This window comes from Methanobrevibacter sp. (assembly GCF_045646205.1).
GTDB lineage: Archaea > Methanobacteriota > Methanobacteria > Methanobacteriales > Methanobacteriaceae > Methanocatella.
In genome coordinates this window covers 140254-152644 of sequence record NZ_JAZRKF010000023.1, presented here as the reverse complement: position 1 = coordinate 152644, position 12391 = coordinate 140254, and the positions used below count along the sequence as shown (strand labels likewise).

The window sequence follows — 12391 nt, the reverse complement described above, 5'->3', positions numbered from 1 at the left end:
TCTCATAGAAATGAAACCCTTGAAGCATTAAAAGAAACAATTGAAAATGTTAAATTCAATGTAGAATTTAAAAAAGAAGAAATTTCAAAAGAAGGAAGAAAAACAATTTTGGCAGGGGGATAAATCATAACTTCCTGTTCAATGAAAAGTTTATGACTATTTGATAAAAAGAGAATTCCTCCTTAATGAGGTATTTATTTAATAAATTGAGTTATATATCAATAAAAAGTAGTGGATAATTTGCTACTTTTTTGAGCATTTTTTCTTTGTAATTTATTAAACAGGATTCAATTTGTTGTAGATAAATAAATTAATGTTTTTCTTTCTGTTTGATAAAGCAGAAATTAAAAGATCAAGAGCATTTTCTCATTTTAATTTCAATGTTCCTTTTGCATCTTCAACAACAAAATCATCTTTGTCATTTAACTTTTCAATTAATTCATCTATCTCAGGCATTTTCATCCCTCAAATATGACAATTATTAAATAAATATATATTTTTTATTCTTTTATTTTCACCTCTATTTCAAAAATTTTATTACTTATTTTATATAAAAAATATAATAAATAATATAATAAAAAAATATGAAATGATTATTATGGGAATTACTGATTACATTAAAACCAGATTATTGAATAATCGTGTGGAACAGTACAACACCAAGCGCAGCTATTAGTGGTGATGAAAGTCAAACTAAATGGTTTGATGTGAATAACTGGTTTTCCCTTATAAATAGATAGTGTTTTTTCATAGAATCGCAGTTGGCAAATATTTATTATTAATGAATTGGATATTATTTATTATAAAAACTCTTAATCAATAAAAGGTGATTATGTATGAATAATCGGTATGAAATTGCTTGTGAGTTTGCTGATGCTATATGTTCTGATGATATTGTTAAAATCATATTATTCGGTTCTGTAGCTCGTGGTGATGATACGGAAGAATCAGATATTGATATTTTAATTATCACAACAAATTCTGATGAGTTATCTGATGAGATTAATCGTGCGGCAGTTGATATTATTCTTGAAAAGGATGAATTCATATCTCCCCATGTCATGAGTGAAGAGCATTTCAACAAAACTATTGATTATCCATTTTTAACTAATGTGCTTAAAGAAGGGGTTGTAATTGAATAATGTCATGGATGCTTTTAATGTAGGTAAAAGTAATTTAATATCTGCTAAAGCGCTATTTGAATTGGCCAATACAGAGATTCTGTTACAATGTCTTATTATGCAATGTATTCAGCAGGATTGGCATTACTCCTTAAAAAAGACATTTCTCCAAGAACACCTAGTGGAACCATGAGGCAACTGGCAAAGGAATATGTTAAACCAGGATTTTTGTCTAAAGAAACTTTTGAGTTTCTTAATGGTGGAATGGCTGATCGTAATAAATCCAGCCATGATTATTCTGTAGTTTTCACTGAAGAAACTGCTGAAAAATACATTTGTAAAGCAGAAAGATTTATTGATGAAGCTGAAGCATTATTATAATATTATTGCATAGTACTTTTTTTGCATCTTCAAGTAGCTTAGAAGGTTTATACCTAGAATTCACGTATTTCTTCATTATTAGCAGGTTTTATATGTTTCGTGTGCATAGTTGTTTATTTTTGATTTAATAAACTGTTAAGCGAGAACAAATAATAAGTAACTGATATTTTCTATGGTGCCATCATTTATATCACTTTAAATATTAATTAATTATTTCTCTCTTAACATTTCTATGCTATAGTTTAGATGTGGTTGGTTAATTAAATTTGTGGATAATGTTATGTATATAAAAATCCTTAAATATATGTTGTTTTAAGTTCATATTAAATATTAATGCAACGCTTTTAAGTTGCTTTGATTGTGTAGATATGTTAAACCAGGATTTTGTCTAAAGAAACTTATGAGTTTCCTAATCCTGTTTGGTGAAATCGATGAAATCGCTGTATGAAATAATTATATGTTAATTTGGAGATGGATTTTATGGGAAACATTATAGTCGTTGATTGCATTTCCTCTGGAACAAATTATATTGAAGATATTGTAAATAGAGGTCATAAACCTGTCATATTGGAACTGCAGTCTGGTGAAATGGATGCAGTCGAATATAAACAAAAAATGCAGTCTAATTATGATAGAATTGGATATGATTATGATCTTGTTTTTGAAAAGGACACATATGATGAAACTGTTGAAATGATTCGTGAATTAGACCCTTTACTTATTGTAGCAGGCAGTGAAAGAGGTGTTATTCTAACAAGCAGATTATCAAATGATTTGGGATTATTGGGTACTCCTATAGAAAATTTGGATGCGATGACTCTAAAGGATAAGATGCATGAAAGGCTTGCTGAGGCAGGACTTAGACACATCAGAGGAAGGGTAGTTGCTTCAGTTGATGAAGCTGTTGAATTTTATGAAGCAAAATCCTTAAATGAAGTTGTAATCAAACCTATTTACAGTTTCTGTTCTGTTGGTGTTCGCATATGTTTGGATAAAGAAGAAATGATTGATTCTTTAAAGGAGATATTCAATAAGAATAATGCCTATGGTGATGCAAATACCGAGCTTTTGGTTCAGGAACGAATTAACGGTGAGGAATATATTGTAAACACTACATCGTGTGATGGAATCCCACGTTTAATCTCAATGTGGAAATACGAAAAAATAAAGACTGGTGAAGGGGCAATTGTATATGATACCATCAAATCTGTCAAGAAACTAAATCTTGGTGAAGCTGAAATGGTGGAATATGCATATGATGTAGCTCGAGCTATCGGAATTGAATATGGTCCGGTTCATGGTGAATTCATGATAGATGAAAAAGGTCCCGTGCTGATTGAAGTAAATTGCCGCCCTGCAGGTTTAAGCATGGCATCAGAATATCTGGATATGATTTTCGCTCAGCATGACACTGATTCCATATTGGATTCCTATTTAAATCCTGAACGATTCAACGAACAAAGAAAACAGCCATACAATCCTCCTGGAAGTGGGGGTGTAAAACTTTTCATTGCTCCTGAAGACATTCTTGCAAGGTCTGTGCCGATATTAAACATGACTTCAAACCTCAGCAGCTATTATGACACCACATTGCATAACATTAATGAAACTGAACTTTTTGTTAAAACTGAAGATTTAAACACTACCTGTGGTGTAGTTTTTTTAGTCAGTAATGACCCAAATGCCGTTAATGAAGATGTTGAATTTTTAAGAAGCGTTGAGAAAAATGCATTTGATTTGATTTTAAGCAAAGAATCAGTTGAAACTGACAGTATAAATGAAGAAGAAATAGTTGATGAACTTCGAAATATAATCAAATCGGCGGAAAAATATGGGCATGGTTTAATAATGACAGACCAGGAAATTGATGATGTTAATGTTTTGCAGATTACTCTGGAGAATGTTTATAGGTTTCACGGACATTTTGATTACATCATTGTTAATTTGAATAAGAGTCTCATTAACATGGACAATGAACATATAGTCAAATTAATCATTGATATATTTTCATACGTTAAAGTCGGTGGGCTTGTCTTTATTCCAAAAAGTACCTATGATTATCTTCCGGGTGGTCGAAAAGGAACTGAGGCAATAGTTAAAAATTCAGATTTTAACATTGAAGTTCCACCATTTGGAATTAAAAATGCAGTTATTGCATCAAAAAATTAAAGATAAGTTAAAAACTTATCTTTTTTAAAGCCTCATCATCATAATCACTATATTAAATATCAATTTTTTTTATCTTATATTAATTTGGTTGTGCGGTTTAATACAAATTTAATATTCCTTCATTCAAATTGTGACACAAAAACTGGCAAAATCTAAATCCCACGAATTTTAGAAAGAATAACTAAAAATGGTTGACATGTAAATAGTTAATTATAATTATTATTAAACAATATATATAATTTATTAATATTTTTTTTAAAACCTGATGGTGAAAGTTATGAGTGATTACAAGGTTAGTGTATTGATTTCATCTTATAATTATGCCCATATTAATAGGTGAAACTTTTGAATCAATAAGAAATCAAACTTTTAATTTCGACGATATTGAAGTTATATTTGTTGATGACAAATCATCCGATAACTCAGTTGAAGTTATACAGAAATTTGTAGATGAATATGATAATGTTAAATTATATATCACTCCTGAAGGAGAAGGAGGAGTTTCATTTTCCCGTAACTGGAGTATGGAATTAGCCAGTGCAGATTATATTACTTTTGTAGATTCCGATGATAAATTAACTCCTAAATTCATAGAATCTGTATATAAGGAAATGACGGAAAATGATATGGATATTGTAAAGACTTCATTTTTCCTGGGTTTTGAAGAACAGATTTCCTATTCTCAGAATTTGGGCCGTGTTGTCGTACCGACTGATGATATCACTACATTAATGACTTCCTACAATTACCTGGAAGCATGGGCGACTCTTTATTGGATAATCTATTAAATTTTTGTTAGTTATTGGTATCTCATATTTCGTGTATATTCATTGTATTATTATATTCATATGCGTAAGCTTCTTGCTCCAATATGTTATTGTTTACTTTGAACCATTTTTTGAATATGGCTTCTGGAGAGTTATGATTTTTAATAAATGCTGTTGATACAAAAAGGGTTATTAATATTTCATCAAAACATCTTGATTTACTTTTGTTATATAAAGACTATCATATCCATTTTTGTTAAATTGTTTAATCAATTCCTCGATAATGTTTTCTATAGGTATTGGAATTAAATCATTATTCACATATTTGTAAAGGGGGATGTGAAAAACATATTTTTTATCTAATTCGATCATATTTTTCTCCAAACTAACATTATACTTTAAATGAATAGCTTAAACTACAATTTGAAAAATATTGTTTTTTTATTTAAAAATTTGTCCTTGGAATTTGTATACGTCGCAGCTTTCATCCATCCAGCTGTCTGCGCTTATTCCCGCTTTCATGCAGGTGTGGTCTAAGAATTCTTCCACATCAAATCCGTTTTCCGGAGCCACTTGAGGTAAAAGCAGTCCTCTGGAATATCCTTTTTGAATTATTAATCCGTCACGTCCGATTTCTATTTCATCAAAGTATTGATTCGGATGAGCAACTTCAATTAATTCAGGTAGAGTTAATACGGTTACTTCAAAGTCCAATTCACTATATTCTTCTGTTTTTAACTCAGGAAATCTTGGATCATTGAATGCTGCTGCGATAGCTACTTCAATTGTAGATTCTATTAAACTTTTAACCGGTTCTGGATATCCAATACATCCTCTTAACCTATGATTTTTATTTAATGTAACAAATACCCCTAAATCTTCTTTCAATTCATCAGGACAATCCTGGGGAATTGGTATTCTTCTATTTGTTTCTAAATATACGGATATTGCTTCTTTAGCTACTTCTACTAAATATTGTCCATTTTCTTCACTGATCATATTATCACCTAATTGCTTCCTCCAACCATTGCATCATTAATTCTTGTGTGTGGTCCGCCATCTCCTACAGGCGCAGTCTGTCCGTCTTTTCCACAGAAACCAACACTTAATTTAAAGTCATTTCCTAAAGCTTCCACATTATTCAATGTTTCTAAAATATTTCCGGATAAGGATACATCACGAAGTGGTGTTGTCAGCTCACCATTTTCAATTTTAAATCCTTCACCAGCATTGAATTGAAATATTCCTTTACCTGTATCCACTTGTCCTCCTCTGGAACCTTTCAGGTAAATTCCGTCATGAATGTCTTCTATTAACTCTTCAAATGTCATGTCTCCCGGCTGTAAGTATGTATTACTCATTCTTACTATTGGTGCATCGCTGATGATTGATCTTGCATTTCCTGATGATTTCATATCAAATTTGGATGCGGTTTCTCTTGAGGATAATAATGATATTAACTCTCCGTCTTTGACTAGCTGATTAGGTTTTGTTTTTACACCTTCCACATCATATGGATAATATCCAAATCCGTCTTTAATCGTGGCGTCATCAAAGATATTGACTATGTCTGAAGCTATTTTTGTGTTTAATTTATTTTTGAGAATGGAGTCGTTTTGCAATATTAAATCCGCTTCAGTGGCATGACCTAAAGCTTCATGTATCATTACTCCAGTCAGTTCAGGGTCTGCTATGATTTTGAACTTGCCTGATGGAGCATTTTCAGCTTTCAGTAGTCTGTTTGCCTTATCACCAACTTTTCTTCCGAATTCTTCTATGTCGGCATTTTTAATCAATTCGAATCCTTTCACTCCACCAATGCTGCCGTGTCCGAACTGGATTATCTGGCCGTCTGTTGCTGTTGCATTTAGGGCCATTCTCACACGGCTTGTTTTTACCTGGATCTGGCTGCCTTCACTGTTTAGGAATAATTCATTGGATTCAATATCTCCATAACCTACAGTGGTACTGTTCACTTCATCAATATTTGCACTGTCGCTGGCTTCTTTCATTATATCCTGTTTTTCTTCAATGGATATGTCTTCAAATGGTATTTTAACATCTGTAGCTATTTTATCTTTAATGATTTCGCTTTCAGCCAGTTCAACATCTCCTTTAAGGGAGTTTGAAAGTTTGAGTGCAGTTTCAGTAATTTCATCAAATTTGGATAAGTCTGTTGTGTATGCAAATCCCCATGCACCATTATTCAGTACTCTGATTCTTGCAGAGATACTCATTCCTGTGTTTATCTCATCAATTTCTCCATCTTTCATTAATATTGATGTGCTGTTTCCCTTTCCTGCTCTAATGTCTATATAGTCAACTTTGGGAATTGTTTTTTCTATAACTTTTTCAAATAAGTTAATATACTCTTCCATTCTATCACTCAAAAATTTTAATCATTAATATTTTGAATTTTATAATACTTAATATTTTTATAGTAGTATGAAAAAACATAACAATTGATATAATTTAATTTGGTGATTTTTAATGGTTATTATTGTTGGTACTGGTGCCGGTGGAGCAATCATTGCTTATGAACTGGCAAAAGATAATATTCCTGTAACGATTATTGAGAAAGGTCCGTTTATAGATTCAAAAGACGCATTCAATTACTATGATGCATATAATGATGATGTTGACTTGCTAACAACCACATGTATCGGTGGAGCAACTATCGTTTCAATGTCCAATATGGTCAGGGCATTGGATGAGGAATTGCATGACTATGATATAGATATCTCTAAAGAATATGACTATGTTGAGGACCTGATTAACGTACATCAATTAGACGATTCACATATCGGCAAAGGAACCCAATTGTTTTTAGATGCTGGACGGGAACTTGGATTAAACACACTCAAAATGCCAAAGGCAATAAGGGAAGATGATTGTATTCAATGCGGTAAATGTGCCTTCGGATGTCCTGCCGATGCAAAATGGTCTGGAAAGGATTTCGTTGAAAAGGCAGTTGATGCCGGAGCAACATTAATAACTGATGCCGAAGTGTGTGAAGTAATTGTTGAAGATTCAAAAGCCAAAGGAGTTAAATATATAAAAGATGGTGTTGAAGAGTCTGTCTTTGCAGATACCGTTGTTTTATCTGCAGGAGCAATAGGTTCAACATTAATATTGAGAAAAGCAGGAATCGATGCCGGACGTGAAATATTCTTTGATCCTTTCGTAACTGTTGGAGGATATTTAAAAGATATAAATTTCAATACTGAAGTTCAAATGGCCGGTTTGGTCATAGGAAAAAGCTTTGTTTTATCTCCTCATTTTTCATCATTCACTATCGATAATATTGAAGATGAAAATGTCGAAAATAAGGATATTTTAAGCATTATGGTTAAAACAGCTGATGATGGAAAAGGATATATCGATGATGATGGGGATGTTGTCAAAATCAATACAATTCGAGATATACAGCTTTTAGCTGAAGGTGTTGCTACTGCAGGGTTTATTTTAGAAAAAGCAGGTGTAGACCCATCAACCATTGCATCAACAGTTTATAGGGGAGCACATCCTGGAGGAACTGCACCAATAGGAAAAATTGTTGATTCCAATCAGGAAACAGAAATTAGTGGTCTCTTTGTAAGTGATGCAAGTGTTTTACCAGTATCTCCTGGAAAACCGCCTATTTTAACAATACTTGCTTTATCAAAAAGGCTTTCAGATTATCTAAAAAATAAATAAGAAGATTATTCGAATTGTTTTTCGATATCTTCATTTTTTAATAATTTTTCACAGTAATGGCATCTGAGTACTGGCGGCTGTGATTCAATTACTTTGAATTTTGAAGTAATTGGTTCATTTTCATAATTTGTAATGCATTTATTGTTGGTACATTTGATAATAGAGGTTATTTCACTTGGAAGAATTATCTTATCTTTTTTAACAACTTCATAGTTCCTAATAATGTTTATAGTTGCTTTTGGAGCTATTAATGCGATTTGATTTAATTCTTCATGGTCAATTTCTCTATTTTCAATTTTTACAATATCTTTTTGCCCGGTTTCTCTAGAAAAAACATTCATTGCCACAGTCACATTTATAACATCTTCATCAGGAAGGCCTAAAATTTTAAGGATATGGAGAGCTTTATTTGCTGTAATGTGGTCAATTACTGTACCATTTTCAATTGCTTTAATTTTCAATTCGGTTTTCATGCTATGCTCCGCTGTACATTTTTAAAACTAAGGTTTGAATAATTCCTTCAGTATCACTAATTATATGTTCCATGCTTTTTCCTTTTGTATTCAATGAAAAGCTTTCCACAACTCTTGCTCCACGCATGCTGACTTTTTCGTCAAGTCTTTCAAGTGTTGTACCCTCAGATCCGTCTTTAGTCATAGTTGTAAATAATATCACGTCTTTTCCAGCCCAGTTACAGTTGTCAATTAATGTAATTATTGCTGGTGTAGGTTTGCCCGCCCATGTTGGAGTTCCAATATAAATCAAATCATAATCTGTCAAATCTAATTTTGCAGGAGAAATTTTAGTTTTTGATTCTCTAAATGCATCAACAGAAGATAAAAATCTATTTGCAAATCCTTTTCTGTTTTTCAAATCTTTTATTTCAATAATATCGGCTTTTAAATGCATTGATAATGTTCTGGCCATTATTTTTGTACTGCCTCCGTCTGAATAATATATTATTAATGTTTTCATTTTTTCCTCCTCATGGGTGAAGACCGAAGTGTTTTAAACCCGCACTTTCTTCAATTCCAAGTAAGATGTTCATGTTTTGAATTGCTTGACCGGATGCGCCTTTTACAAGGTTGTCGATTGTAGATAACATTACAATCCTTCCGGTTTCATCTATTTCAAATCCGCCTATATGTACAAAGTTTGATCCTCTAACTGAACTTAAATGTGGGATTTCTCCATCGTCCATTAATTTGATGAAGTATTCATCACCATATTCCTTTTCATAAAATTCTCTTAATTCTTCTTTTGTTATGTCTTCAATTAAGAAACTGTGACTTGTTGTTTGTATTCCACGAATAACTGGAACTAAATGTGGTGTAAAAGATACTTTTACGTCATCAAAGCCGTGCAATTCCTGTTGAATTTCTGACATGTGTCTGTGTGAAGTTATTTTATATGGATTAACATTGTCTGCAATGTTTGGATAATGGGTAGTTGCGGAAGGATTTACTCCGGCTCCACTAACTCCTGTTTTTGAATCAATGATTATTCTGTCAACCAAATTGTTTTTAACTAAAGGATAAGATGATAAAATAGCACCTGTTGGGAAACATCCTGGATTTGCAACCAATTTTGCTTTTTTAATTTCATCTCGGTATAACTCCGGAAGTCCGAATACTCCTTTGTTATCTTTATCAGTATGTTCCATACCGTACCATTTTTCATAAACTTCAGTGTCTCTGTATCTGTAATCTCCACTTAAATCAACGACTTTTGCTCCGGTTTCCAGGATTTCTGGAACAATTTTCATTGATGCACCGTGAGGTGTTGCAGTAAATACAACATCAGCATCCAATTCTGCTGGTTCTTTATTGCTGAATACAAGTCCTGAATCTCTGATGTGCGGATGAATCTTATGTGCGGGAACTCCATCATACTGTCTTGATGTAATGTCTGTTATTTCCACTTCAGGGTGGTTTAATAACATTCTTAAAAGTTCTCCGCCTGTATATCCGCTTGCTCCAATTATCGCTACTTTATACATTTTTTCCCCTCTATTCACAGTTATCTAAAATTTTTCCTTCGAAATCAGTATTTTTAATTTTTTTAATAATCTTACAGCTGCTGTCCAATTCGTCCTGATGATAAACGCTTACACGTTGAACACGGGCCTTAAGACCTCTTTTATCAATTTCAGCCTGTAATTTTTCAACATTGTGGGTTTGATCAGGTCCAATAGCTATTATGTCGGGGTCAATTTCTTCTACAATCTTAAAAATATCTCCCTCTTCGTTACCAAGATAAGCTTCATCAACGGGTTTGAGCATTTTAATTAATTCTAAACGTTGATTTTCACCAACAATCGGGACTCTTTTTCTTTTTTCTACCGTTGAGTCTCTTGCAACTACAACGTAAAGTTTGGATTTATATCCTCCAAGGTTTTTTGCTTCCTGCAGGTAAATTCCATGTCCCGGATGCAATAAATCAAATGTTCCACTAGCCATTACTTTTTTCATTATACTACCTCTTCTGGTATTTTAAAGCTTCTTTTAATTTAATTTTATCTTTATAAAGTGCAGAACCGATTACAATTCCTTCCACACCACTTTCATTTAATTTTTTAATATCTTCTATTGTTGTAATTCCTCCGGAATAAACAATAGGTAAATCTACGGATTTTTTAAGTTCAATTACTGGGTCTGTGTAAAATCCTCCAAGCAGGCCTTCAACGTCAACATTTGTAAATAAGATACTGCCTGCGCCGTGCTCTTTAAATTCGTTTGATAATTCCACAGGGCTTTTATCCACTTTTTCCTGCCATCCTTTAATGACAACCTTATTGTCTTTGCTGTCAAGAGAAATCATTATTCTGTCGCTGCCGTATTCATCTGACAATTGTGTAATCGTTTCGGGATTTTGAATTCCCATGGTTCCGATAATCAATCGTTCGATATCCAAATCAAGGAGTTCACGGGCATATTCAATGCTTCTGATTCCGCCGCCCAATTGGATTGGAACTGAAACCTCTTTCAATATCTTTTTAATCACCGGCAAACTTGTTTTTCCGTCAATCGTTCCGTCCAAGTCGATTACATGGATATTTTTGGCACCTTCATTTTCCCAATGAAGAGCAACATTTTCCGGATTTTCAATTTCAACCATTTCACTGCCAGGCTGGCCTTGAACAAGTTGCACGCATTTGCCGTTTTTAATATCTACTGCAGGCATTATTAACATTTCATCTTTATTGAATGACATTTGGATTTTTCCTGTAACTTTTTTATTATAATATAACTATATGTTTTGAAATCTTTTATAAGTATTGATTTTTATAATATATATTATATGAATGAAAATATTTATGTTTTATTTGGTGATGTTTTTATCCAGGATTTCAGTATTACTGGTGAGGATTTTAAAAAAACAATTGATTTGGGCCAATACGGTAAATTAGAAACGTATTCTTTATTTCCTGGTGTTATTTTAGCATTTATTGATATAAATCTTGAAAATTATGATGATGTTTTTATAGAAAGTGAACTTCCTTCAAGATTATTGGAAATTAATCATTGTGCCAGCGGCAGATATGCATATACAGTCGGTGATGATAAAATAATTTATTTTGGAAAAGGGGATTTGTGCATCAGCATTCATGAGTTAACAAAAACGTTGCCTAATTTTCCTTTGGGTTTTTATAATGGTATTGAACTTTTCATTGATGTGGATATTGCAAATGATTATATAAAAAATTATCTTCCGGATTTTGATTTAATAGACTTTTATGAGGAATTAGAAAAATCCCATGCATATATACTGGTCAGGTCAAATGAAAAAATAGACCACGTCATCGGGGAGATATACGATGTTGATGAGAGAATTAAAAGAGATTATTTCAAATTAAAATGTATTGAATTGTTATTGTTTTTTTCAATCACTGATTTAATACCTAATGATGGGATTTCACTATCAAGAAAGCAGGTTGATATAGTTGAAAATGTTAAAAAAGATTTAATCATCGATTTGGAAAGTAAGATAACTATTGATGATTTGGCCACTAAGTATGGCCTCAGTAAAACCTCTTTAAAAAATTGTTTTAAGGAAGTTTATGGAAAACCTATTTTCAAATGGAGAAAAGAGTACAAACTGGATTATGCCTGTAAATTAATTAAAGAAGAAAAGTATTCTATTTCTGAAATATCAAAAATGGTTGGTTATTCATCCCCTTCTAAGTTTTCACAGGCGTTTAAGGAATATGTGGGTTGCACACCTTCCCAATATAATCAATAATTAATTTTGTCTTTT

14 protein-coding genes are annotated in these 12391 nt (G+C 32.3%); 6 read left to right on the top strand and 8 right to left on the bottom strand.

All coding sequences use genetic code 11. The annotated features are described in order from the left end of the window. The first annotated feature begins 836 nt into the window (after positions 1–836). The 4 genes from ACKI44_RS05315 to ACKI44_RS05300 all read left to right on the top strand — a co-directional run bounded on the left by ACKI44_RS05315 (position 837) and on the right by ACKI44_RS05300 (position 4459). Positions 837–1142, top strand: a complete 306-nt coding sequence (locus tag ACKI44_RS05315; RefSeq protein WP_407422264.1) for a nucleotidyltransferase domain-containing protein — start codon at positions 837–839, stop codon at positions 1140–1142. Between the two features lie 60 nt (positions 1143–1202). Then, positions 1203–1502, top strand: coding sequence for a HEPN domain-containing protein (locus ACKI44_RS05310; protein ID WP_407422268.1), 300 nt, complete (start codon positions 1203–1205; stop codon positions 1500–1502). A gap of 480 nt (positions 1503–1982) precedes the next feature. Next, the gene (locus ACKI44_RS05305; protein ID WP_407422262.1) at positions 1983–3671 is read left to right on the top strand and encodes an ATP-grasp domain-containing protein; all 1689 of its coding nucleotides are present in this window, start codon (positions 1983–1985) and stop codon (positions 3669–3671) included. 320 nt (positions 3672–3991) lie between these two features. Further along, positions 3992–4459, top strand: coding sequence for a glycosyltransferase family 2 protein (locus ACKI44_RS05300; protein ID WP_407422260.1), 468 nt, complete (start codon positions 3992–3994; stop codon positions 4457–4459). A gap of 171 nt (positions 4460–4630) precedes the next feature. Here ACKI44_RS05300 and ACKI44_RS05295 read toward each other — a convergent pair whose 3' ends face one another. From ACKI44_RS05295 to ACKI44_RS05285, 3 genes are all read right to left on the bottom strand, one after another. After that, positions 4631–4810, bottom strand: a complete 180-nt coding sequence (locus ACKI44_RS05295; RefSeq protein WP_407422258.1) for a hypothetical protein — start codon at positions 4808–4810, stop codon at positions 4631–4633. Between the two features lie 69 nt (positions 4811–4879). Then, positions 4880–5437, bottom strand: a complete 558-nt coding sequence (locus ACKI44_RS05290; protein ID WP_407422256.1) for a TIGR00296 family protein — start codon at positions 5435–5437, stop codon at positions 4880–4882. Between the two features lie 8 nt (positions 5438–5445). Further along, complete coding sequence (locus ACKI44_RS05285; RefSeq protein ID WP_407422254.1) at positions 5446–6816, bottom strand: TldD/PmbA family protein; 1371 nt, start codon at positions 6814–6816, stop codon at positions 5446–5448. A gap of 112 nt (positions 6817–6928) precedes the next feature. On the opposite strand from ACKI44_RS05285, the gene ACKI44_RS05280 reads away from it, so the two are divergent. Continuing rightward, positions 6929–8134, top strand: a complete 1206-nt coding sequence (locus ACKI44_RS05280) for a GMC family oxidoreductase N-terminal domain-containing protein (RefSeq protein ID WP_407422252.1) — start codon at positions 6929–6931, stop codon at positions 8132–8134. A gap of 5 nt (positions 8135–8139) precedes the next feature. On the opposite strand, the gene pyrI is transcribed toward ACKI44_RS05280, so the two are convergent. Genes pyrI through hisA form a run of 5 tightly spaced genes read right to left on the bottom strand, consistent with a single transcriptional unit; the run spans position 8140 to position 11347 of the window. Next, the gene (gene pyrI, locus ACKI44_RS05275; protein WP_407422250.1) at positions 8140–8607 is read right to left on the bottom strand and encodes an aspartate carbamoyltransferase regulatory subunit; all 468 of its coding nucleotides are present in this window, start codon (positions 8605–8607) and stop codon (positions 8140–8142) included. A 1-nt stretch (position 8608) separates the two neighbouring features. After that, positions 8609–9109, bottom strand: a complete 501-nt coding sequence (locus ACKI44_RS05270; protein WP_407422248.1) for a flavodoxin family protein — start codon at positions 9107–9109, stop codon at positions 8609–8611. Between the two features lie 10 nt (positions 9110–9119). Next, entirely contained in the window at positions 9120–10133 is a 1014-nt protein-coding gene (gene argC, locus ACKI44_RS05265) for an N-acetyl-gamma-glutamyl-phosphate reductase (RefSeq protein WP_407422246.1), read from the bottom strand. Positions 10134–10143: 10 nt separating this feature from the next. Further along, the gene (locus ACKI44_RS05260; RefSeq protein ID WP_407422244.1) at positions 10144–10605 is read right to left on the bottom strand and encodes an adenylyltransferase/cytidyltransferase family protein; all 462 of its coding nucleotides are present in this window, start codon (positions 10603–10605) and stop codon (positions 10144–10146) included. A gap of 4 nt (positions 10606–10609) precedes the next feature. Beyond that, positions 10610–11347 carry a 1-(5-phosphoribosyl)-5-[(5-phosphoribosylamino)methylideneamino]imidazole-4-carboxamide isomerase gene (gene hisA / locus ACKI44_RS05255; protein ID WP_407422242.1) on the bottom strand — a complete coding sequence of 246 codons (738 nt, stop codon included), beginning with the start codon at positions 11345–11347 and terminating at the stop codon, positions 10610–10612. A gap of 87 nt (positions 11348–11434) precedes the next feature. On the opposite strand from hisA, the gene ACKI44_RS05250 reads away from it, so the two are divergent. Next, positions 11435–12376 (top strand): helix-turn-helix domain-containing protein, encoded by a 942-nt coding sequence (locus ACKI44_RS05250; RefSeq protein ID WP_407422240.1) that lies wholly within the window; start codon positions 11435–11437, stop codon positions 12374–12376. The last annotated feature ends 15 nt before the right edge of the window (positions 12377–12391 follow it).

Bases quoted from the DNA above. Each gene is read 5' to 3' on its own strand.
- ACKI44_RS05315 (WP_407422264.1), top strand. From the start codon at position 837: ATGAATAATCGGTATGAAATTGCTTGTGAGTTTGCTGATGCTATATGT.
- ACKI44_RS05305 (WP_407422262.1), top strand. From the start codon at position 1,983: ATGGGAAACATTATAGTCGTTGATTGCATTTCCTCTGGAACAAATTAT.
- ACKI44_RS05300 (WP_407422260.1), top strand. From the start codon at position 3,992: ATGCCCATATTAATAGGTGAAACTTTTGAATCAATAAGAAATCAAACT.
- ACKI44_RS05295 (WP_407422258.1), bottom strand. From the start codon at position 4,810: ATGATCGAATTAGATAAAAAATATGTTTTTCACATCCCCCTTTACAAA.
- ACKI44_RS05290 (WP_407422256.1), bottom strand. From the start codon at position 5,437: ATGATCAGTGAAGAAAATGGACAATATTTAGTAGAAGTAGCTAAAGAA.
- ACKI44_RS05285 (WP_407422254.1), bottom strand. From the start codon at position 6,816: ATGGAAGAGTATATTAACTTATTTGAAAAAGTTATAGAAAAAACAATT.
- ACKI44_RS05280 (WP_407422252.1), top strand. From the start codon at position 6,929: ATGGTTATTATTGTTGGTACTGGTGCCGGTGGAGCAATCATTGCTTAT.
- pyrI (WP_407422250.1), bottom strand. From the start codon at position 8,607: ATGAAAACCGAATTGAAAATTAAAGCAATTGAAAATGGTACAGTAATT.
- ACKI44_RS05270 (WP_407422248.1), bottom strand. From the start codon at position 9,109: ATGAAAACATTAATAATATATTATTCAGACGGAGGCAGTACAAAAATA.
- argC (WP_407422246.1), bottom strand. From the start codon at position 10,133: ATGTATAAAGTAGCGATAATTGGAGCAAGCGGATATACAGGCGGAGAA.
- ACKI44_RS05260 (WP_407422244.1), bottom strand. From the start codon at position 10,605: ATGAAAAAAGTAATGGCTAGTGGAACATTTGATTTATTGCATCCGGGA.
- hisA (WP_407422242.1), bottom strand. From the start codon at position 11,347: ATGTCATTCAATAAAGATGAAATGTTAATAATGCCTGCAGTAGATATT.
- ACKI44_RS05250 (WP_407422240.1), top strand. From the start codon at position 11,435: ATGAATGAAAATATTTATGTTTTATTTGGTGATGTTTTTATCCAGGAT.